General features: G+C 41.4%; 24 protein-coding genes. 17 read left to right on the forward strand and 7 right to left on the reverse strand.

The window, feature by feature from the left end; translation table 11 throughout:
- Position 1 precedes the first annotated feature (1 nt).
- From A2W93_03035 to A2W93_03055, 5 genes are all read right to left on the reverse strand, one after another.
- Positions 2-694, reverse strand: coding sequence for a hypothetical protein (locus tag A2W93_03035; GenBank protein OFY53638.1), 693 nt, complete (start codon positions 692-694; stop codon positions 2-4).
- Between the two features lie 79 nt (positions 695-773).
- Positions 774-1,175 carry a nickel-responsive regulator gene (locus A2W93_03040; protein ID OFY53639.1) on the reverse strand — a complete coding sequence of 134 codons (402 nt, stop codon included), beginning with the start codon at positions 1,173-1,175 and terminating at the stop codon, positions 774-776.
- A gap of 427 nt (positions 1,176-1,602) precedes the next feature.
- A complete protein-coding gene (locus A2W93_03045) occupies positions 1,603-2,508 on the reverse strand; it encodes a hydrogenase accessory protein HypB (protein OFY53640.1) in 906 nt (301 codons plus the stop codon).
- A gap of 200 nt (positions 2,509-2,708) precedes the next feature.
- Positions 2,709-3,056: a four helix bundle protein gene (locus A2W93_03050; GenBank protein OFY53641.1), complete on the reverse strand. Its 348-nt coding sequence runs from the start codon at positions 3,054-3,056 to the stop codon at positions 2,709-2,711.
- A 95-nt stretch (positions 3,057-3,151) separates the two neighbouring features.
- A complete protein-coding gene (locus A2W93_03055) occupies positions 3,152-3,493 on the reverse strand; it encodes a hydrogenase maturation nickel metallochaperone HypA (protein ID OFY53642.1) in 342 nt (113 codons plus the stop codon).
- Positions 3,494-3,883: 390 nt separating this feature from the next.
- On the opposite strand from A2W93_03055, the gene A2W93_03060 reads away from it, so the two are divergent.
- The 7 genes from A2W93_03060 to A2W93_03090 all read left to right on the forward strand — a co-directional run bounded on the left by A2W93_03060 (position 3,884) and on the right by A2W93_03090 (position 9,675).
- The gene (locus A2W93_03060; GenBank protein ID OFY53643.1) at positions 3,884-5,182 is read left to right on the forward strand and encodes a hypothetical protein; all 1,299 of its coding nucleotides are present in this window, start codon (positions 3,884-3,886) and stop codon (positions 5,180-5,182) included.
- A 5-nt stretch (positions 5,183-5,187) separates the two neighbouring features.
- Positions 5,188-5,826: a hypothetical protein gene (locus tag A2W93_03065; GenBank protein OFY53644.1), complete on the forward strand. Its 639-nt coding sequence runs from the start codon at positions 5,188-5,190 to the stop codon at positions 5,824-5,826.
- Positions 5,827-5,860: 34 nt separating this feature from the next.
- Positions 5,861-6,886, forward strand: a complete 1,026-nt coding sequence (locus A2W93_03070) for a hypothetical protein (protein ID OFY53645.1) — start codon at positions 5,861-5,863, stop codon at positions 6,884-6,886.
- A 15-nt stretch (positions 6,887-6,901) separates the two neighbouring features.
- Positions 6,902-7,387 (forward strand): hypothetical protein, encoded by a 486-nt coding sequence (locus A2W93_03075; protein ID OFY53646.1) that lies wholly within the window; start codon positions 6,902-6,904, stop codon positions 7,385-7,387.
- 18 nt (positions 7,388-7,405) lie between these two features.
- Positions 7,406-7,828 carry a hypothetical protein gene (locus A2W93_03080; GenBank protein OFY53647.1) on the forward strand — a complete coding sequence of 141 codons (423 nt, stop codon included), beginning with the start codon at positions 7,406-7,408 and terminating at the stop codon, positions 7,826-7,828.
- Positions 7,829-8,161: 333 nt separating this feature from the next.
- Positions 8,162-9,130, forward strand: a complete 969-nt coding sequence (locus A2W93_03085) for a hypothetical protein (protein ID OFY53648.1) — start codon at positions 8,162-8,164, stop codon at positions 9,128-9,130.
- A complete protein-coding gene (locus tag A2W93_03090; GenBank protein ID OFY53649.1) occupies positions 9,127-9,675 on the forward strand; it encodes a hypothetical protein in 549 nt (182 codons plus the stop codon). Before A2W93_03085 ends, A2W93_03090 begins: the two co-directional genes overlap by 4 nt.
- A 70-nt stretch (positions 9,676-9,745) precedes the next feature.
- On the opposite strand, the gene A2W93_03095 is transcribed toward A2W93_03090, so the two are convergent.
- Positions 9,746-9,958, reverse strand: coding sequence for a hypothetical protein (locus A2W93_03095; protein ID OFY53650.1), 213 nt, complete (start codon positions 9,956-9,958; stop codon positions 9,746-9,748).
- A 40-nt stretch (positions 9,959-9,998) separates the two neighbouring features.
- Between A2W93_03095 and A2W93_03100 the strand changes: the two genes are divergently transcribed.
- Together A2W93_03100 and A2W93_03105 are read left to right on the forward strand one after the other, a co-directional pair.
- Positions 9,999-10,271 (forward strand): hypothetical protein, encoded by a 273-nt coding sequence (locus A2W93_03100; GenBank protein OFY53651.1) that lies wholly within the window; start codon positions 9,999-10,001, stop codon positions 10,269-10,271.
- A 2-nt stretch (positions 10,272-10,273) separates the two neighbouring features.
- Positions 10,274-11,227: a death-on-curing protein gene (locus tag A2W93_03105; GenBank protein ID OFY53652.1), complete on the forward strand. Its 954-nt coding sequence runs from the start codon at positions 10,274-10,276 to the stop codon at positions 11,225-11,227.
- Here A2W93_03105 and A2W93_03110 read toward each other — a convergent pair.
- The gene (locus tag A2W93_03110; protein ID OFY53653.1) at positions 11,202-11,447 is read right to left on the reverse strand and encodes a hypothetical protein; all 246 of its coding nucleotides are present in this window, start codon (positions 11,445-11,447) and stop codon (positions 11,202-11,204) included. The two genes, A2W93_03105 and A2W93_03110, sit on opposite strands and share 26 nt — an antisense overlap.
- A gap of 408 nt (positions 11,448-11,855) precedes the next feature.
- Here A2W93_03110 and A2W93_03115 point away from each other — a divergent pair, with 408 nt between their 5' ends.
- The 8 genes from A2W93_03115 (at position 11,856) to A2W93_03150 (ending at position 20,500) form a co-directional block, all read left to right on the forward strand.
- A complete protein-coding gene (locus A2W93_03115) occupies positions 11,856-12,248 on the forward strand; it encodes a hypothetical protein (GenBank protein OFY53654.1) in 393 nt (130 codons plus the stop codon).
- Between the two features lie 21 nt (positions 12,249-12,269).
- A complete protein-coding gene (locus A2W93_03120; GenBank protein ID OFY53655.1) occupies positions 12,270-12,764 on the forward strand; it encodes a hypothetical protein in 495 nt (164 codons plus the stop codon).
- 36 nt (positions 12,765-12,800) lie between these two features.
- On the forward strand, positions 12,801-13,262 hold the full coding sequence (locus tag A2W93_03125) for an NADH dehydrogenase (GenBank protein OFY53656.1): 462 nt from the start codon (positions 12,801-12,803) through the stop codon (positions 13,260-13,262).
- Between the two features lie 68 nt (positions 13,263-13,330).
- Positions 13,331-15,187: an NADH dehydrogenase gene (locus tag A2W93_03130; protein ID OFY53736.1), complete on the forward strand. Its 1,857-nt coding sequence runs from the start codon at positions 13,331-13,333 to the stop codon at positions 15,185-15,187.
- Between the two features lie 12 nt (positions 15,188-15,199).
- Positions 15,200-16,924: a ferredoxin gene (locus A2W93_03135; protein ID OFY53657.1), complete on the forward strand. Its 1,725-nt coding sequence runs from the start codon at positions 15,200-15,202 to the stop codon at positions 16,922-16,924.
- Between the two features lie 36 nt (positions 16,925-16,960).
- Positions 16,961-18,949 (forward strand): hypothetical protein, encoded by a 1,989-nt coding sequence (locus tag A2W93_03140; protein ID OFY53737.1) that lies wholly within the window; start codon positions 16,961-16,963, stop codon positions 18,947-18,949.
- 13 nt (positions 18,950-18,962) lie between these two features.
- Positions 18,963-19,358, forward strand: a complete 396-nt coding sequence (locus A2W93_03145) for a hypothetical protein (GenBank protein OFY53658.1) — start codon at positions 18,963-18,965, stop codon at positions 19,356-19,358.
- Positions 19,359-19,369: 11 nt separating this feature from the next.
- Positions 19,370-20,500, forward strand: coding sequence for a hypothetical protein (locus A2W93_03150; protein ID OFY53659.1), 1,131 nt, complete (start codon positions 19,370-19,372; stop codon positions 20,498-20,500).
- Positions 20,501-20,521: the final 21 nt, after the last annotated feature.

Consider the following 20,521-nt stretch of genomic DNA (forward strand, 5'->3'; position numbering starts at 1 on the left):
TTTAAAATCTAAGGGTGAGTCCAACAATAAATGAGTGATCGCATTCAACTTCTGTAAGGCCGCACTTGTAGCCAAATGCCAGCTCGTTATCGTCGCTGAGAAAGTAATATAACCCAACTAGTCCAAATGCACTTGGGGTGTCAGACTGAACGTCCGGATTTTTTTCGGCACCGCCGTTAAAAGCAAAATGCAGTATTTCAGTTGCTGCAAAATCAAATCCAGCCGATGCATGCCATATATCCTTGGCATCGCCGTGCAGATTTTCGTTTCTGATATATCCCGCATTGGTGTTGATTGCAAGCTTTCCAAAGGTCATGGTTGAAATCAGAAATCCGGAGTAACCTAATTTGCCGTTTCCAAGGCCCAGTGCGCTGTTGCCGGTTGGCAGCGAAAACCCGGGCTTAATGGCAAGCGCCCATTTGTCGTGTTCCAAAAAACGCCATTTGACTTCTACGCCAACATCCGAAAATCCGGAAATTCTTGAAATGGAAGAGTCCTCGAATTCATTGATGAAAACAAACGGATAACCAATCACGACATCAATCCGCTCCACAACACCGAATGTGTACACCGGTGCCAGCTCTACCGTGTTATTGGTACAGCGGTGCGTATTGTCGAAATCATTACCGTATGAAAATTCCAGCTGATGATTGCATGAGCCTTGTGTGCCAGCATCGTCGGTTATAAAAGGCATTTGTGCAATACTGATGTTTGTCGTCAGTATTATTAATGACACCAAAGTTAAAAAACGTGTTACCATAGGCATAAAAAAATTACTCAGTTGTTGTAATTACAAGTTTTCCGTGTTTCACGCCTTTGATGGCGATGAGTTGGTCGGCGAGGGCCTTCAGCTTTCCTGATTTGCCCATCACAGCAATAGTTTCAAGGCAATTGTGATGATCGATATGCACGTGCATCACAGATAAAATAATGTCGTGAAAATCGTGCTGAATGGAAGTTGATTTGTTTTGCAGTTCGCGTTTGTGATGGTCGTACACCAGAATGATGCTGCCGGCCACGGTTTTGTTACCATCCACTTTCTCTTCGATCAGATAATTGGAAATCAGATAGCGAATGGCTTGCGAACGATTCGGAAATTTGCGCTGGTCAACAAAATGATCCAGCTCCGTAAGGATCTGTTCATCGAGTGATACGCCGAATCGTTTTACTTTCATGTGTTACCTTTTTTTGAAAAGATGGCACAAAAATATAAAATATTTTGAATTTGGGACAAGAAATGAAAATATTACAGTCACTTTGAAACAATTGACATGCTAATTTCAAGAAATTTAGTCTGATAATCCGGCTTTGGCGATGATAAAACGATGCTTTGTGCTCTATGCCCTTAGCGTCTTGCTTCTTCAACGCACTCAGGTCACTTCACGTAAAACAGCTTGTCACGTTTCACGTGATGACTCAGTCGCGACGCAGAGAGGTTGAAGAAGGAGCTGCATCACGCAGAGTTGTTTCACGCAGAGGGCGCAGAGAAGAAAATAAAATCAGTACGGGTGTGGAGTGTGAGGCTAAAACTTCAAAATTCCTCAATCAAAATTCACTTCAAAAATCAAAAATCTCAAATCTGATTTCTTATATCCCAAAGCATCATGCCTTCTTGAGCCATTCAAACCAGCCATCCATGCCTTCGCCGGATTTTGCTGAGACTTCGAAAAATTGCAGGTGGTGATTGATCTTCAGTGCATTTTCCTTCACTTTTTCCACGCTGAAATCAACGTAGGGCCGCAGATCGGTTTTATTGATGATACAGATATTGGAAGTGCTGAACATGTTGGGATATTTCAGCGGTTTGTCGTCGCCTTCAGTTACGGAAATGATGACCACGCGCGCTTTTTCGCCCAGATCGAACAATGACGGACAAACCAGGTTGCCAACATTTTCGATGATCAGCATGGCATTGTCGGCCACGTTGAGTTGTTTCACGGCTTTGTTGATCATGTCGGCATCGAGGTGGCATCCGTTGCCGGTATTGATCTGAATCACCGGAGCTCCGGTAGCATTGATGCGGTCGGCATCATTCATGGTCTGCTGATCGCCTTCGATGACATAAAATGTCAGGTCGTTTTTTAGCGCCGAAATGGTTTTTTCAAGCAGTGTTGTTTTGCCGGAACCGGGCGAGCTTACGAGATTTAGCGCCGTAATATTTTTTGCTTCAAAATAGCCGCGGTTGCGCTCGGCGAGCGACTGGTTCTTGTCGAGAATATTGTGAGCCAGCACGAATTCTTTTCCGTGTGGATGAGCATGATCGTGTTCGTGATCGCCGTGTTCATGGCTGTGGTCGTGACTGTGCGAATGACCTTCGTGTGTGTGTTCGTGCAGGTACGAGTGTTTATGCTCGTGTGCGTGGTGGTCATGCTCGTGTGCATGGTCATGTTCATGATCGTACTCATGCTCGTGCGTGTGCACATGCGGGTGTTCGTGCGAATGCGTTTCGCCGGGTTTTTGGAAGGTCACTTTCTGGTTCGGGTCGCTGCAGCCACATGTATCACACATATCGTTTCGTTTTAATTCGGGTACAAAAATACAAAAAACTGAGGGAAGACAAAAGATAAAAGGACAAAGACAAAAGTTGGATACAAAGACAAAAGATAAAAACACTTAAGAGACAAGTCTCTTAAGTGTTTTAAGGTTATAAGTATAAAAACTCACATTTAAAGAGATAAGTGCACTTATATAATCTGAGAACAAAGTAGTTATTTGCGGGTTTTTTGAACGATGCTACCCAGAATAAGTTTTAATTCGAGTGATTCCTGTATAAGTTGTTTTATTTCGTTAGTTTTCAAATCAGTTTCAGAAACAGCAATAATCAATCTGAGCCAATAGTTTGATTCACGCATCTCGCGCAGAGAAATTCTTGTTTTGTTATTAAAATCAGCTTTTGAAGAGCCTGCCTGAGCTTCTTCATAATTTGCTCCACTTGAAGTTGCGCTTTTAACAAGTTGACCACACATTACTTTGTATTCAATTGTCTGTGGTAAAGTTCTGACAAGTTTTATCGTTCGAACTGCAAATTCGAAAAGTCTTTTTTCTAAATCATTCATGTTATTTAGGTTTAACTGTGTACTGATTCAGCTTTTTATCTTTGAACCTTCGCCCTTTTTTATCTTTTGCCTTTTATCTTTTGTCTTTTATCTTTTCACCCAATAACAACGGATCGAATCAACAACTCTTTTCCTCCAATTATTTCGGAATCTATGGCCTGGCAATTGGGGCAGGGCGTGTACCAGTCTGAATTGTCGAATTGGGTGTGGCACTGTTTACATTCGGAGCGGCCGGCAATTTCGATGATTACAACTTCAGCTTTTTCAAGCACAGAGCCCTTGACGGCTTCTTCCATCGCAAATTCAAGACTATCGGTGATGACTCCGGACAATTGACCTACTTCGAGTTCAATGCGGGAAATGCTTTCTGCCTGATGTTCGCGGGCGAAATCGGTGGCATAATCAACAATACTGGCGGCAATGGATAGTTCATGCATAATGGGTGCAAAATTAGAGCATTATATTGAATCACAAAAACATCAGGAACCTTAGTTCACAAAGTTCCTCAAAGTTTTCACAAAGTTCCACAAAGTAATTGGTAAACAAAAGCCGTTTCACAAAACACAACGTAGTTGTGTCCATCAATTACAGCATATTGAATTCTGAAAGCGAGATTTCAGATTCACATTGCTGTAATTGATAACGGCTTTTGCCTTAGAAAATCCACTTCGTGATACTTAGTGTGTACGTCGGGTAACTTTGTGCTACTGAAGATTAAATGCAAAAACTTTGTGCAATTGAAGATTGCACAGAATGCAGAAATATGAAATATTTACGGGCATTTTATCATTTTCCGGATATCACTATCTTTGCGTCAGAAGAATGCCATGATTTATCAACTTTTCATCATTGCCACTGCACTTGTTTTTATTCTGAATATCATATTCATTTTAAACATGTTGTCGGTTACACGCAGCCGCAGATCGTGGGTGCTTATTGGCATTGCTATGTTGTTTCTGATTGCCCTGCAGATGATTGAACTGTATGGTCAGTACTTTCAAACAGAAAATTCATTTATTCAGACAATTTATTACATTTTGGATTTCCTGGTGGCGATACTTATTGCCGTTGGCGTGCTTCAAATCGGTAAATTACTGAAGAGTTTAAAAAATGCCGAGGTTGAGCGCAGGGTATCGGATCGCCGCTTTCAGATTTTGTTTGACAATTCAGGCGATGAAATATTTCTGGCCGATTTCGAAGGGAAATTTCTGGAAGTGAACGAAGAAGCGCTGAAAAAGCTGGGCTATACGCGCGAGGAGTTGATGGAGAAAAACTTCAAGGACATTAAAACCGAGAAGTATGTGTCAAATGTGGATAAGAATATCGCCATTATTCTCAAAAACGGCCATCATGTCTATGAAACCGAGCATCAATCAAAAGACGGCTCGGTGATTTTTCTCGAAATGAGCGATCGAGTGATCGATTATATGGGGCGCAAAGCCATTCTGAGCATGGCCCGCGACATTACCGAGCGCAAAGAAATTGAACGCAAAATCGCCGCCGCCATTATCGAAACCGAAGAACGAGAGCGCAAGCGCTTTGCTGCAGACCTGCATGATGGGCTGGCTCCGCTGCTTTCGACCATTAAACTATATACCGATTTATTGAAAAAAGGAAATTTCAATAAAATCAGCCCGGCCGAAACACTGCAATCGGTGGATGAGCTTATTGATAAAGCCATTGTGTCGGCTCGCGAGATATCGAACAACATCATGCCGAGCATTCTTCAGGACTTTGGATTGCCAGCTGCCGCCAGGGATTTCTGTAATTATATCAACAACACCAATTCCGTAAAAATTCAGCTCGACACCTCGCAGTATAAACTCTCCGGAACGCGTATTGAAGAAACTGTTTTGTTTCAGGCCATCAAAGAGCTGGTGAATAATTCGCTCAAACATTCACAGGCGTCAAATATTGAAATATTTCTCGAAAGTCACGACAATCAGGTGAATCTGTTTTTCAAAGACGATGGTGTTGGATTTGATGTTGACGAAAAGCTGAAACAGCCAACAGGACTTGGCTTGAACAACATCATCAATAAGGTGAAAACAATAAACGGCCTGTGTCTGATAAAGAGCGCTCCCGACGAGGGAATGAATGTTCTGATTACGGTAAATGTAAAATAGCCACCATGGATATTATCCGCTTAATTATCGCCGACGACCATGAAATTTTCCGTAAGGGATTGCGGATAATTCTCAACGAGCTTGACGAAGTAAAAGTTATTGCTGAAGCGCAAAATGGCAACGAAGTTTTCGAAATACTGAAACATCAGAAAGCCGATCTGATTCTGATGGACATTCGTATGCCTGTGATGGATGGAATTGAAGCTACGCGAAAAATGACGGAGAAATATCCGGAAATAAAAGTGATTGCGTTGACTATGTTCGAAGAAATCAGCTATTTCAATCAGATGATCGAGGCCGGCGCGCAGGGATTTCTGCTCAAGAAAACCAACAAGGATGAGCTGCAGCGCGCCATCAATCAGGTTATAGAAGGCGAAAATTATTTTTCGGAAGAATTCATCAGCAATGTGAACCGCACACAGCGCCCCGCTTCAAGAATAGCCGGCATAGAACTTACCGATCGCGAACAGGAAGTGCTGGAGCTCATTTGCAAAGGCATGTCGAATGCCGAAATCTCCAAATTTCTGGGCGTGAGTGCCCGCACGGTAGATGGACATCGTGCGCACCTGCTCGAAAAAACCGGTGCCAAAAATTCGCCGCATCTGGTGATGTTTGCCATTAAGAATGGGTTGATTAAGGCGTAGGAAGCAGAATTTTTAAAGTAACAGCATACTTTCAATGACCTCTAATAGCAGTCAAACCAGCGCCCAGGACTATTATCCGTTTGGTTCACTGGAACCGGGTAGAACTTATTCTTCGGAGAACTACCGTTTCGGATTCAATGGTCAGGAGATGGATAACGAGATTTCGGGCTTAACCGGAACGCATACAACGGCTGAATTCTGGGAGTATGATAGCAGGTTGGGAAGACGGTGGAATCGTGACCCGATAACCTATACAAATCACTCAAGTTATTTGTGTTTTAATGGGAATCCGATTAAGTTTGCTGATCCTTTAGGCCTGGAAGGTGACCCGCCATCTGGTGGCTCATCAGCTGGCAGTGCTGCAGCTGCGAAGTTGAAAACTTTAAAAACGTTACCAACTGTCGACATTTATGGTGACAGGATTTATTTGCCCCAAAAACAAAAATGGTACGAAAAAGCATGGAGTGCGGTTACTCAAATTGCAGAAATTTCAAGGGTTTTTGGCGAAGGATTTTTAAATGCTTTATCCTCGGATAACACTTTAGGCTTCAACCGGCAAAATCCATATGAAAGAAACGATTTAACATATACCAAACAAGACATCTATGCAACTGGCCAAAAAGTTGGGGATGCGGTGGCGCTTTTGGGTGGACTTGTCGAAATGGTGGGGGGCTGTACCGGTGAACTTGTAGGAATTGTGACGACTCCTATTGGTGTAGGTGTACCTGTACAGGCTGTCTCAATAACCGTAATTACTCACTCAGCTTCAGTTATTGTAGTCTCTGCCAAAAACCTTTTCAGCAAAGTTGAACGAACCAGTGATAATGCGCATGGGAATCCGGATGCAGAATCTCAATCATTGAATAACAATGCTGGTAAAAAATTTAAAGGGGGGACCAAAAAAGAGAGAGACGGAAATTATTTGTATACAAAAGAGAGAGATTTTGTCAAATGGTTCCATCGATACTATGAAGATCCTTCTGCCCCAAATGTTTCAAACAAGGAAATAGATGAGGCTTATAAAGAATGGATTAGAAGAGGAAAACCTAATGTTAAATAACAAAATTTGTTAATAATGAACATTGTTGAGCAAAATAAAATTGACACCTTGCTAAAAGAAAAAGCTGCAATTGTCGAAAAGCTTATTTCTGTATTAAACAAAACTTCTGATACAGAAATAAGAAACAGAACAGCATTACTATTAGTCGATAACTTCAAGGATGAAAGAATTGTTCCGGCACTAAAAAATCTCATCCAGATGCCTGAGCTGAAAAACACTAATGCAAAATTAGTTTTTGCACTGGGCGAGTATTATGACTGTAAAGATCAGCTTGATTTTTTGACAGATTTGATTCTTGAGTTTGATTTTCATGTTGCTTGGGTTGCAACCAGCATCATTATAGACATGCAACCACCTTTTGAAAAAGTTGTTGTAGAAAATAATTTGAAAAAAGTTTTAGCTAAAAAAAATATATCTGATGAGAAAATGGAATTTGTCAACACCCTGATTGATTACTTTGAAAACATTATTGAAAGACAATCCGAGTCAAGAATTGATTAGCTCTTCAAAACATGCATTATGGCAAATGTAACTATTCGGTTTTCTGTTTATTCAAAAACTGAGAAAACAGACAAACTTTTATCAAAAATGGCGAAAACTCCCGACGAAATTACAATATTGGGTTATCCAATTTTGTTAACTAATGGGTTACATTCCGGTAAAAAATTTCAGGAGACCGCATATACTTATGTTTATGAGTTAAAGAATATTTTTGATATTGAGCAATGTAATAAAAACTGGATGGATGAATGGAAAAAGGAGATAGAACAAATCAAAAAGTTGCATATCGATTTCGGGTTTATTCTTGATCTGAACTATGAAGTAACAGTATTTGACAATGACTATCCGGCTCTTTATTTTCAGCCAGATTTCCTTTATGTGTTAGGAATGATGGGAGTACAATTCAGCATGTATTTTTATAATGATGAGAAACAACAATAAGTAAGATTTAGAGTGATATTCAAAACTTAAAGGAATTACAAAACTTTAATAAATGAGCACTGCAGCATCCACGATAATTCCTTTAGAAACATCATGAAATTGCAAAAGCCGCTCAACTGAGTGGCTTTTTTGCATCGGTTCGGTGCTTCGCCCGCCGTGCACGCAATTACAAGTAATTATGCAAACTCGCGCTCAACAATAATTTCAACAAATCTGGGTCATAAATGGGACGCCACGATCCGCACCCACACTACCCAAACCCCCTGGCGACCCATTTTTAACATTATGCACACATTCGAATAATTTTCTATCTTTACTCAACGTTAATTTTTCATGGGCGAAATATCTTTCCATACAACATATTCAGACAATCAGTATTTGTTTTCGCGAGCGAAGAATGGCTCCCAGAGCGGTCTGCAGAGGCGCGGGCGTCACCGTTTCGGATTCAATGGCAAAGAGAATGACAATGAGGTGAAAGGGACTGGAAACCAGCAGGATTATGGGATGAGAATTTATGACCCGAGGCTTGGGAGGTTTTTGAGTGCTGACCCGTTGATTGTACAACAACAGAAATATCCTGAATTATCGCCATATCAGTTTGCTTCAAATATGCCGATAATAGCTATAGACTTGGATGGGTTAGAGGCGAAAATAACAATCTCTGGCAAGGGACAAACTGATCATTCTACTGAATATACAAAGTCTCATATAAATGCTTTTCAAGCTAGAGCAATGAGGTATGAAAAATATGGATTCACCTATTCTCAAGTAAGTAGTGGGAAAGAGTTAGTTCAAACCCTTATTGATGCTACAGCTTTAGAGGGATCAATTAAAAGTGTTATAATTTTTGCGCATGGAGGGCCAAATCAGATTTATTTAAATTGGAATTCCGGCTTATATAAGACTGCTTCTGATATTGATGCGCCTGAACCTGATGCTAGAACGCTAACGCAAGCCTTAACACAAGGAAACATTGTTTTTGAAAAAAATGCTCGAATTATTTTTGGCTCATGTAATGCGGGAAGAGAAGATGGATTGGCTGAAAATATAACAATGGCTACGGGTGTAACAACAATAGGTGCTTCAGGGGCTGTTGCTCCAGAAATCGTAAATGGAAAAGAAACGGGACGGCTTGTGACGTTCAAACATGATGAAAATGACCCAGCGGCAAGATTTTACAAAATTGAAAAAAAAGAAGTAGAGAAGTCTTTTAATTTTTTTGGCAAAGAGATAAAGTACAAAACTCAAAAAATTGTAAGAACCGATTTGGGGACAACAATAGATCCAAAAGATTATCGATGATGAAATATTTTGCAATTGCAATAGCTCTTTTTGTTTTTTTTGGATGTAATAACACATCCAAAAACCAGAATTCTCAAAACGAGAGATTTAATACTAATGGATGCATTAGCGATTATTCTTATAACTTATTAGATTCTGTAGCTTTAGAAATAGCTGTTAATAATCCGTCTTTTTTTTATCGACTATCTCCACCGGATGCAAACATGGAAATTGTAAACAAAGTAAAAGATATTGGAGAATTGATTAGCCATCAGCTTGTCTATAACGAAAAACATGAACTTTTTTCTGTCGTGTTTATTCTTAATTGCTATTTAATTGATTTACAGTGCTGTCATCAGAGCTATGATTTACTTACAGAACCGATTCCTTATAGAAATTTCATTTATTATGTAATGTTAGTGAACAATATAATTAAAAATGAAGCATTTTTTAGTGATAGTATTTTTGAGACAGAATCATATCAAAAGTTCAAGAATGAAAGGATCGTTGAATTACTTGTTTCGAAAATAGAAAATGAAGTGTTAATAATAAGTAAGAGTATTTAATAATACTATCATATTTCTTACACCTTCCAAAACAAATACTTGATAAACACCCCAATATTAAAAAAGCCGCTCAACCGAGTGGCTTTTTTGCTTGGGTGGTTTTCGGTGCTATGAGCGCAGCGCCCTGCACCAATTTCAACAATTTTGGTACACCAAATGGGACGCCACATCCCGCTCCCACACAACTCAAACCCTCTGGCGTCCCATTTTTAACATTTTGCACATTTTCGGAAAATATTCTATCTTTACTTGACGTTGGATTTTCATGGCCGACATGTTCCAAAATGGAACAGCTTCGGATTTTATTAAAAAATTTGTGACGTATGGATTCTAAAATTGAAATATTTAAAACAACTAATGGAGCTGAAGTTGCAGTGCAGTTGGAAAAAGATACGGTGTGGCTTAATCGTCAACAGTTGACAGTCTTGTTTAATCGCGATGTAAAGACCATTGGGAAGCACATAAATAATATTTTTAACGAAGAAGAGTTGGATCCGATTTCAACTGTCGCAAAATTTGCGACAGTTCAAAAAGAAGGTTGTTTTATTACTGAAGAGCAATTGAAAAAGTGCGGTGTTTACGTCTCTAAAAATTGAGCATGAGTAACGAAATAGAAATATTCAAAAGCAGTGACAATAAAATCGAATTGAAAGTTAAGTTTGATTCCGACACAGTTTGGCTTTCTCAGGAACAGCTTATAGTGTTGTTTGAAAGAGATCAATCCGTGATTTCCCGCCACATCAATAATATTTTCAAAGAAAAAGAACTCGACAAAGAAAGCAATATGCAAAGAATGCATATTGCTTTTTCAGATAAGCCGGTTTCTTTTTATAATCTTGATGTTGTCATTTCGGTTGGTTACCGTGTGAAATCGCTTAGAGGCACGCAGTTCCGCCAGTGGGCTACTGCCCGGTTAAAGGATTATCTGGTGCAGGGCTATGCCATAAACGAAAAACGACTGCAACAGAAGCAACAGGAAGTGGAATATCTGAAAACCGGTTTGCGCATTGTGAGCCGCGCCATTGAACATGCCGCCGATGAGCAGGAACAGGAGGTTTTCCGCCAATTTGCCAGAGGGCTGGCCCTGCTCGACGACTATGATCACGAAGCGCTGGATAAAAAAGGTCATACCCTGAAAGAAACTGTTTATCCCGGATTTGAGGATTATATGAAACTCATCCGGCTCATGTACTCCGATTTTGAATCTTCAGTATTTGCAAAGCCCAAAGATGAAAGTTTTCATAGTTCAATCAATCAGATAAAGCAAAGTTTCAGCGGAACGGATTTATACCCAAGCATCGAGGAAAAAGCAGCAAACCTGCTATACCTGATTACAAAAAACCACTCATTTGTTGACGGCAACAAACGCATTGCCGCCGCATGTTTTCTGCATTTTCTGAAACGAAATCAGGCATTGTTCAATAGTAAAGGTGAACCAATAATTTCCAACGAAACGCTGGCAACACTCACTCTTTATATTGCCAACAGCCGGTCTGAAGAAGACGACGTAGTAAAACGGTTAATCATTAGTGTCCTGAACAGAAATCAATAAGCAAAACAAATTTTGTTGCCATTTGTGACTTGAATTCAGCAATTTTATACTTTAGCAGGACGTTAATTTTCCATGCCCGAAACATCTTTCCATACAACATATTCAGACAGGAAGTATTTGTTCGCGCGCGCGGAGATGCACGATCCGGATATCTTGTTTGAGGAGCGAAGCGACGAGTTATATCCGGTTGAAGCTGACCGTTTATTTTCCCGGAAACCATATCTGGCGACTAGCTTTTCTGGAGTTTATGCCGCTGAAAAGCGGTAGTACTTTTCTTGGAGTTTATCCTGAGCGGAGTCGAAGGACAATAAAAAAGAAAAGTACGTTCATGGGCGCCAAATCTCCGCAAATCAGTCGTTTTCTCACCCCGTAAAAATACCTGTACCGAAAAAATAATTCAGTTTATTTCTCCGAAATATGGCCGTTTGTGGCTCTTTTTTCAATCATTATTGAATCAGCCTGATTTCTTATTGAGTTGATAAATTATTTAATTTGTCGAAGAAGTTTATCATTTAAGATGCATCGATTGCTTCGGGTCAGGTGTTTTTACCTGATTGTACCGATGCGGGTTTTACTCTTTTTCAACCCATGCACTCGCCTTACTTTTGTTTCGTCAATACAAACAAAAATGACACGAGTAATAATAGTCGATAACGAAGCAACATTCCGCAAAGGGTTGAAAACAATCCTTCAGAATATCGGAGATGTGGATGTTGTGGCCGAAGCTTCAAACGGAGAAGAGTTCCTGAAGCTCATCGACGAAATTACCGCCGATCTTGTTTTCATGGATGTAAAAATGCCGGTGCTCGATGGAGTGGAGGCTACACGCAAAGCCATATTGTCGCACCCCGGGCTGCACATTATCGGATTTTCATCGTACGAAAACGAAGATTACATTAATAGAATGGTTGAAGCCGGTGCATGTGGATATCTGACCAAGTCGGGCGACAACTACGATTTGCTTTCACAAATAATAAATAACCCCGATGCCGGAATTTTTCCCGGCGCCAAAAAGTTTTAACTAACCTCAAAAAAAACAGTTATGGAAACCAAGAAAATTTTAATCGTAGACGACGACATCGATGTAATCACCATCATCGAAACCATTCTTAAAAAAGAAGGTTACACCGTCATTTCAGCCAATGACAAAAAAGAAGGCATGAAAAAAATCAGGGAAGAAAAACCCGATCTCGCCATTCTCGATGTCATGATGACCACCCATTACGAAGGCTTTGAGCTGGCCAAGGAAATAAACGATGACGCTGAACTGAGCAAAATGCCGGTTCTTATGCAGACTTCGATTGACATCCTGACCACCACGAAACCCGACGTACAGGCCATGGCCCGCGAATTCCGCAAAAACCCCGGTTTCAAGGATCTGCATGTGATTCTTGTAAAAGACATCAATTCAGGAAAAGCTGGTGTTGATTATTTGTCCGAAGACGGAAGATCAATCTGGTTCCCGGTTGACGGCTTTGTAAGAAAACCAGTTGATGCGAAAAAAGTTCTCCCTGAAATCAAACGAATTCTCGGCTAATCACGAAACTCAAATAATGTAGCAACACACATGGATATGGAAACGACAATTGATAAAATTCTGGCAAACTACGCAAACAGCGGACGCGACTCTCTCATCCCGCTGTTACAGGAAATTCAGGAAAAAGAAGGATATCTATCCGAAGCAGCAATAGTTAAGACGGGAAATACACTAAAAATCCCAACGAGTAAAATCTATGGTGTTGCTACATTTTATAATCAGTTCAGGTTTGAACCGGTTGGAAAATATCACGTAATGGTGTGCCGCGGCACTGCCTGTCACGTGTTGGGATCAGCCACCGTTTTGAATGAGCTGGAATCAAATCTGAAAATCAAAGCAGGACAAACATCGCGCGACGGACTCTTCAGTATTGAAGTTGTTGCGTGCATTGGCGCATGCGGCCTGGCTCCCGTAATTAACATCAACGGCGAATTCTTTGCCAAGGTGACAACGGAAAAGATTAAGGAAATCATTGAAACTTACCGCGCAAAAGAATAACAGACATGAATAATTCAATCAAGAAATATCTGGAGAACCTTGCCGAGAGCAATGCAAAGGGAATTTCGATGGCACTGCCTGAAAAATCCGTTGACAGTAAAAAGACCATTGTATTCATTGGCGCTGGCACTTGTGGACTTGGGGCTGGTGCAGCAAAAACAAAAGTTGCTGTTGAAGAATATTTGAAAAGCAACAAAATTGACGGCGAAATTATAGAAGTTGGTTGTATCGGCTTCTGTGCTGTAGAGCCGATTCTAGACATTAAACTTCCTGGCAAAAACAGAGTCTCTTTTTCGAAAGTCACTGCTGACAAAGTCAATAATATTTTCGACCAGTTGTTGGCCGGAAAAGTTGACCAGGAGAGTGTTTTGGGTCAATTCTCAACTGAAGACCTGACTGCCTGGAGTAATGTAAAAGACATTAATGAGCATCCGTTTTTTGTAAAACAGAAACGTTTGGTGCTTCGCAATTGCGGTGTGATCAATCCTGTCAGCATGGATGAATACATCCAAAACGGTGGTTATGCCGGCCTTATCAAGGCATTGAAAACCATGAAAGGCGAAGACGTAATCGAAACCATTGAAAAAAGTGGTCTTCGTGGACGCGGCGGCGGAGGATTCCCCACCGGTACCAAATGGAGACTGGCTTTCAATACTCCTTCGGATCAGAAATACATGATTTGCAACGCCGATGAAGGTGACCCGGGCGCATTTATGGACCGCGCTGTTATCGAAGGTGATCCTCATCGACTGCTCGAAGGTTTGGCTATTGGTTCCTATGCTGTAGGTGCTTCTGTTGCGTACATTTATATCCGCGCTGAGTATCCGCTGGCAATCGAACGTTTGAAAATAGCCATCAAACAAGCTGAAGAATATGGTCTGCTCGGACACAACATTATGGGTTCGGGTTTCGACCTCAAAATAAAAATTAAAATGGGTGCCGGTGCTTTTGTTTGCGGCGAAGAAACCGCTCTGATGCACAGCATCGAAGGTTTCCGCGGCATGCCCAGTCCGCGTCCGCCGTTCCCCGCTGAAAGCGGTTTGTTCGGAAAACCAAGTTGTATCAACAACGTTGAAACATATGCCAACGTTTCCGAAATTCTTTTGAAAGGTGCCGACTGGTTTAGTTCAACCGGTACTGAGAAGAGTAAAGGAACAAAAGTATTTGCCCTTTCCGGAAATGTAAAAAATACGGGACTTGTCGAAATACCGATGGGAACCACTGTTCGTGAAATCATCTTCGATATTGCCGGTGGAATAGCTTTCGATAAAAAATTCAAATCCGTACAGATTGGTGGACCTTCAGGTGGTTGTATAACCGAAGAAAATCTCGACATTCAGATTGATTACCAGAATTTGATTGCTGCCGGTGCTATGATGGGATCAGGTGGTCTGGTTGTCATGGACGAAGATACCTGTATGGTTGATATCGCGAAATTCTTTATGGATTTCATTCAGCGCGAAAGCTGCGGAAAATGTATTCCATGTCGTGAAGGGACCAAGCGCATGCTCGAAATTCTGCAAAGCATTACCTCGAAACCGACACCCGGTGATAACAACCAGGCGCTTGAAAGATTCCAGGGCGTTTTACAACTTGAAAAACTGGCCAAAGTCATTAAAGAAACTTCACTTTGCGGACTTGGACAAACAGCTCCAAATCCGGTGTTGAGCACATTGCGTTTTTTCCGTGATGAGTATGAAGCACATATTTTCGAACGTGTTTGTCCAGCTGGTGTTTGCAAAGATCTGCGCAAATTCAGAATTATCGTTGACAAATGTACCGGATGTACGGTATGTACGAAGAAATGCCCTACCGGTGCCATTATCGGAACGAAAAAGAATCCGCATTTCATTCAGGAAGACAAATGTATCGGATGCGGTGCATGTCACGAAACCTGCAAATTCGAAGCAATTGAAATGTATTAAAATCACTGAACTATGAGCCTGACAATAGAAATAAACGGAAATAAATACGAGGCCGCTCAGGGCGAAACCATTCTGACAGTCCTCAACCGCAATGGCATCAAGGTGCCAACGCTGTGTCACATGAAAGATTTTGTTCCAACTGGTGCCTGCCGCATGTGTGTGGTAGAGCTCGAAGGAAACGGAAAATTAGTAAGTTCATGTTCATTCCCGATTTCTGACGGAATGAAAATCAGAACACATTCGCCAAAAGTTGTTGAAGCACGTAAAACCATTGTTGAATTGCTGCTTTCCAACCACCCGGATGACTGTCTGTATTGCATCCGCAACAGCAATTGCGAACTGCAGAGTCTTTCAAAAGAATATCATGTGGTCGATCGTCGCATTCGCGGCGTAAAGAACAACCATAAAATGGATCATTCCAGTTTGAGCATTACACGCGATCCGGACAAATGTATTTTGTGCGGCCGTTGTGTTCGTGTTTGCGAAGAAACCATGGGTGTTTCCTGTATTGAATACATCAACCGCGGCAGCAAAACAGTGATTGGTGCAACAATGAACAAAGGTCTCAACACATCGAGCTGTGTCAATTGCGGCCGTTGTGTGATGGTTTGCCCGACCGGTGCTTTATCGGAACGCAACCAAACAGCAGAGGTTCAGAATATGCTCTATCAAACTGAGAAAACTGTTGTAGTACAATATGCTCCATCTATTTCTGTGTCATTAGCAGAAGAATTCGGAATGAAACCCGGACAGGATATCAATGGTATTCTCAATGCTGCTTTACGAAAAATGGGTTTCAAATATGTGTTTGATACAACCTATGGCGCAGACCTCACCATCATGGAAGAGTCAGCTGAGCTGATTGACCGGATTGTCAAAGGCAAAACATTGCCAATGTTCACCAGTTGCTGCCCGGCCTGGGTCAAATATGCCGAAGAATTTGCACCCGATTTTATTAAAAATCTTTCCAGTTGCAAATCACCACAGCAAATGACAGGTGCTATTATCAAGAACTATTTTGCACAGCAGGTAAATCTGAAACCTCAGGATATTATTTCAGTATCCATCATGCCTTGTACTGCAAAAAAATTCGAAGCACAGCGCGATACCATGGGACGTGAAGGTTACAACGATGTTGATGTTGTACTCACCACCCGTGAACTTATTGAACTGATAAAACTGTACGGCATTGATATGCATCAGATTGAACCCCAACTGACCGATTCTCCAATGGGCGTGCGCAGTACAGCCGGTAAAATTTTCGGTGCTTCGGGGGGTGTGATGGAAGCTGCTTTGCGTACTGCATACAAGACACTGACAGGCAATGAACTCACCAATTTCAAGATAACAGCCGTTCGTGGTTTGAAAGGACGTAAAGAAGCAAAGATCAAAATAAATGACCTAGAATTGGGGGTCGCTGTTGTTAGCGGTCTTGCCAATGCAGGCGAACTGGTAGAAGAAATCAGAAATGGCCGCACTGACATTCATTTCATTGAAGTGATGACATGCCCCGGTGGATGTATTGCCGGTGGTGGTCAGCGCATCGGTATTGATGAATCAGTCATCGAAGCCCGCATGAAATCATTATACGAAATCGATGATAAAGAGTCTTTGAAAGTGTCGCATAAAAATCCTGAGATCATTGAATTGTACGATAAATTTTTGGGAGAGCCTCTGGGTCACAAGAGCCATGAACTTCTCCATACTCATTATATCAAACGCGAGGTACTATTGTAATCGGTGGACAGTGCAGCAAATTTAAAAGTAAAGAAAATGGGCAATCTGATAAATAACGAACTTGTATACACGGTCAAAGACCGGTGCAGGGTCTGTTATACCTGCGTCAGAGAGTGCCCTGTGAAAGCGATTAAAATTATAAACGGACAGGCCGAAGTAATTTCGTCGCGTTGCATTGGATGTGGAAACTGCACAAAAGTTTGTAGTCAGGGAGCAAAAGCTTTTATCGATACAACAAAAGGTGTATATGAATTGCTGAAAAGCGATCAGAAAACAATAGCACTTGTAGCGCCGAGCTTTGCTGCTGAATTTTCAGAATTACCGGATTATAAAATACTCATAGGTATGCTACGTAAGTCTGGCTTCCACCATGTAGTGGAAGTCGGCTTCGGAGCAGATCTGGTTGCTGTGGAATATAAAAATGTGATGGATGATCCCGACGGTGAAAAAACCATTTCTTCCGATTGTCCGGCCATTGCTTACTACGTGCGCCATTACCACCCGGAGTTGACCGATGCCTTAGCCAAAATTGTTTCACCAATGGTAGCAATGGTTAGAATCGTCAAGAAAAAATACGGCGAAAATGTCCGCACAGTTTTCATAGGACCATGCATTGCCAAAAAAGCTGAATCATCTGAAGTTGATCATGTGATCACATTCAAAGAATTACGTCAGATGTTTTCAGCATTGGATGTCAAAGCTGAAAGCAGCACTCCATCCGATTTCGATCCTCCGAAAGCCGGTCGCGCAGCCATTTTTCCTGTAACACGCGGAAAACTGCATTCGATCAATAAATCGGATAACATCTGCAATGAGAATATTATTGTTGCCTCAGGAAGAGTTCATTTCCGCGAAGCCATCAAGGAATTCGAGGAAGACCTGAACCGCTCACAACATTTGGAATTGCTGTGTTGCGAAGGTTGTATCATGGGGCCGGGAATGACCAGCAGCAATAAGATTTTCACGAAAACCACCAACATCCGCAATTATGTTCGTGAGAAGCTTCAGAATTTCGACAAGGATGAATGGAAGAAAGAATTTGATGAAGCTCAAAGCATAGATTTTTCTGCAAGCTTCACTCCAGCCGATCGGCGCATTCCAATACCATCTACAGAGGCCATTGCCGCAGTTTTACAAAACATAGGCAAGACCAAACCGGAAGATCATTTGAATTGTGGTGCTTGTGGCTATGATACCTGTGTTGAACACGCAATTGCCATAGTAGAAGGATTGGCAGAAACTGAAATGTGCCTGCCATACACCATCGAAAAGCTGCACCATTCAATTACAGATTTGAATTCATCCAACGAACAACTTGCCAGCGCTCAGCAATCGCTTAAGCAATCGGAAAAACTTGCCAATATGGGACAGCTTTCAGCCGGTATTGCTCATGAATTGAACAATCCGCTGGGAATTATTACCATGTATTCCAGCATTCTGATGGAGGAAGCATCGGCAGACAGCCCAGTGCGTAAAGATCTTGAGCTTATAGTGGAACAGGCCGATCGTTGTAAAAAAATTGTGGGCGGGTTGCTGAATTTTGCAAGAAAAAACCAGGTGAATCTTGTTGAAACGAATATAGTTACATTTACACATCACAGCATCGATTCAATCATCATTCCCGATAATATCAAAATCGAGTTCCAGTCAAATCTCACAAATCCATATGCATGGATCGACAACGATCAGTGGATGCAGGTGCTCACCAATATTGAGAAAAATGCCATCGAAGCCATGCCGGAAGGAGGCATTCTGAAGATTGATATTTGTGAATTGGATGACGAAATTGAATTCAGTATTTCGGATACAGGCGTTGGAATTTCAAAAGAAAATCTGGATAAAATATTCACACCATTTTTTACAACCAAACCAATAGGCAAGGGAACTGGTCTCGGATTGCCGTTGATATATGGAATTGTGAAAATGCACAACGGACAAGTTAATATTGAGACCAACGATGACCCTGCACAGGGCCAGACAGGAACGTGTTTTAAAATCAAAATCCCAAGACGAAAAAATTTGTAAAAACAAGATAGTTATGGAAACCAAAAAGAAAACAGTGTTGATTGTAGATGACGATGTTGACAGCTTAACTCAGCTGACCATGCACATGACAAAGATGGGTTTCACCGTTATTTCGGCCGACAATCAGAAAGAAGGCGAAGCGCTTATCAATGCAAACAAGCCCGACCTTGCAATTTTCGACCTGATGATGGACAACAAAGACAGTGGGTTTATCCTCAGCTACAAAATTAAAAAGAAGTATCCCGATGTACCTGTCATTATTGCTACAGCTGTAACTTCTGAAACAGGCATGTTGTTCGGACTCAACACCGAAGAGGAAAAGAAATGGATTAAAGCTGATCTTTATCTTGAAAAAGGATTACGTTACGACCAGCTTGAAATCGAAATTGGCAAGCTCCTTAAACTTTAAAACATACAATCATGGCAACGCTTAAAGTATTGATTGTGGACGATGAACCGGGCATCCGCTCCGGAATTTCGAGGATTCTTAAAAATTTCTCGGTGGACTTCCCTTTCATTGACGAAGCGTTCACATTTGAATCCATCGAGGCCGGAACAGGAGAAGAGGCACTTGAAATTCTCAACAGCACACCGGTTGACATTGTTCTTCTGGACAACAAATTGCCCGGCATTCATGGCATTGAAGTCCTTGAGCATATTAATCAAAAGCAGATTGATACCACGGTGATGATGATCACTTCGTATGCCTCGCTCGATCTGGCCATCAAAGCCACCAACAACGGCGCATACAATTTTGTTCCGAAACCGTTTACTCCTCAAGAGCTGAAAACTGCAATGGAAGGGATCTCCAAACATGTGTATCTGTCGCGAATGACCAAGCAGCTCAATACGCAAGGCAAACAGATCCGATTTCAGTTTCTTTCGGTTTTGTCGCATGAGCTCAAATCGCCCATCAATGCAGTGGAAGGATATTTACGCATTATGCAGGACAAACAGGTCGGAAATAATCTCGAAGATTATGAAACTATGATTGACCGCTCACTTGAACGAATCAGAGGCATGCGGTCACTGATTATGGATATGCTCGATCTGACAAAACTTGAAAACGGAAAGAAAAAACGTGAAGTCACAAAGGTAGATCTGGTGCAGATTGCACGTATTTCTATTGACACGATGACCCCAATGGCCATTCAGAAAAACATTAAAGTTTTTCTCGACAGCGATGAACCCAGTGTCTACGTAAATGCAGACAGCGCTGAAATTGAAATCATTTTCAATAATTTAGTTTCAAATGCAGTCAAATACAATGTTCAGGATGGCTCAGTATCAATTCTGATAAAATCTGAAGGAAACAAAATTAAAATTTCGGTCTCTGACACTGGCATTGGAATGAGTGAAGAGGATATGACAAAACTATTTCAGGACTTCAGCCGTATTAAGAATGAGAAAACAAAAGGGATCAGTGGCAGCGGTCTTGGATTGTCTATCATGAAGAAAATGGTTGAAGAATATTATCATGGCAATGTTGCGGTCAGCAGCGAGCCGGATAAGGGAAGTACATTTTTCGTAGAAATGCCTCAGAATGTCTGATGGCAGAGGAAGGAGCACAAA

It is taken from the genome of Bacteroidetes bacterium GWF2_43_63, assembly GCA_001769275.1.
Classification (GTDB): Bacteria; Bacteroidota; Bacteroidia; order Bacteroidales; family DTU049; genus GWF2-43-63.

Coding starts and splice junctions, on each gene's coding strand:
- A2W93_03035 (OFY53638.1), bottom strand. CDS start 694: ATGCCTTTTATAACCGACGATGCTGGCACACAAGGCTCATGCAATCAT.
- A2W93_03145 (OFY53658.1), top strand. CDS start 18,963: ATGGAAACCAAAAAGAAAACAGTGTTGATTGTAGATGACGATGTTGAC.
- A2W93_03100 (OFY53651.1), top strand. CDS start 9,999: ATGGATTCTAAAATTGAAATATTTAAAACAACTAATGGAGCTGAAGTT.
- A2W93_03125 (OFY53656.1), top strand. CDS start 12,801: ATGGAAACGACAATTGATAAAATTCTGGCAAACTACGCAAACAGCGGA.
- A2W93_03140 (OFY53737.1), top strand. CDS start 16,961: ATGGGCAATCTGATAAATAACGAACTTGTATACACGGTCAAAGACCGG.
- A2W93_03120 (OFY53655.1), top strand. CDS start 12,270: ATGGAAACCAAGAAAATTTTAATCGTAGACGACGACATCGATGTAATC.
- A2W93_03070 (OFY53645.1), top strand. CDS start 5,861: ATGACCTCTAATAGCAGTCAAACCAGCGCCCAGGACTATTATCCGTTT.
- A2W93_03150 (OFY53659.1), top strand. CDS start 19,370: ATGGCAACGCTTAAAGTATTGATTGTGGACGATGAACCGGGCATCCGC.
- A2W93_03105 (OFY53652.1), top strand. CDS start 10,274: ATGAGTAACGAAATAGAAATATTCAAAAGCAGTGACAATAAAATCGAA.
- A2W93_03040 (OFY53639.1), bottom strand. CDS start 1,175: ATGAAAGTAAAACGATTCGGCGTATCACTCGATGAACAGATCCTTACG.
- A2W93_03055 (OFY53642.1), bottom strand. CDS start 3,493: ATGCATGAACTATCCATTGCCGCCAGTATTGTTGATTATGCCACCGAT.
- A2W93_03050 (OFY53641.1), bottom strand. CDS start 3,056: ATGAATGATTTAGAAAAAAGACTTTTCGAATTTGCAGTTCGAACGATA.
- A2W93_03110 (OFY53653.1), bottom strand. CDS start 11,447: ATGGTTTCCGGGAAAATAAACGGTCAGCTTCAACCGGATATAACTCGT.
- A2W93_03075 (OFY53646.1), top strand. CDS start 6,902: ATGAACATTGTTGAGCAAAATAAAATTGACACCTTGCTAAAAGAAAAA.
- A2W93_03060 (OFY53643.1), top strand. CDS start 3,884: ATGATTTATCAACTTTTCATCATTGCCACTGCACTTGTTTTTATTCTG.
- A2W93_03090 (OFY53649.1), top strand. CDS start 9,127: ATGATGAAATATTTTGCAATTGCAATAGCTCTTTTTGTTTTTTTTGGA.
- A2W93_03045 (OFY53640.1), bottom strand. CDS start 2,508: ATGTGTGATACATGTGGCTGCAGCGACCCGAACCAGAAAGTGACCTTC.
- A2W93_03085 (OFY53648.1), top strand. CDS start 8,162: ATGGGCGAAATATCTTTCCATACAACATATTCAGACAATCAGTATTTG.
- A2W93_03135 (OFY53657.1), top strand. CDS start 15,200: ATGAGCCTGACAATAGAAATAAACGGAAATAAATACGAGGCCGCTCAG.
- A2W93_03115 (OFY53654.1), top strand. CDS start 11,856: ATGACACGAGTAATAATAGTCGATAACGAAGCAACATTCCGCAAAGGG.
- A2W93_03080 (OFY53647.1), top strand. CDS start 7,406: ATGGCAAATGTAACTATTCGGTTTTCTGTTTATTCAAAAACTGAGAAA.
- A2W93_03065 (OFY53644.1), top strand. CDS start 5,188: ATGGATATTATCCGCTTAATTATCGCCGACGACCATGAAATTTTCCGT.
- A2W93_03130 (OFY53736.1), top strand. CDS start 13,331: ATGGCACTGCCTGAAAAATCCGTTGACAGTAAAAAGACCATTGTATTC.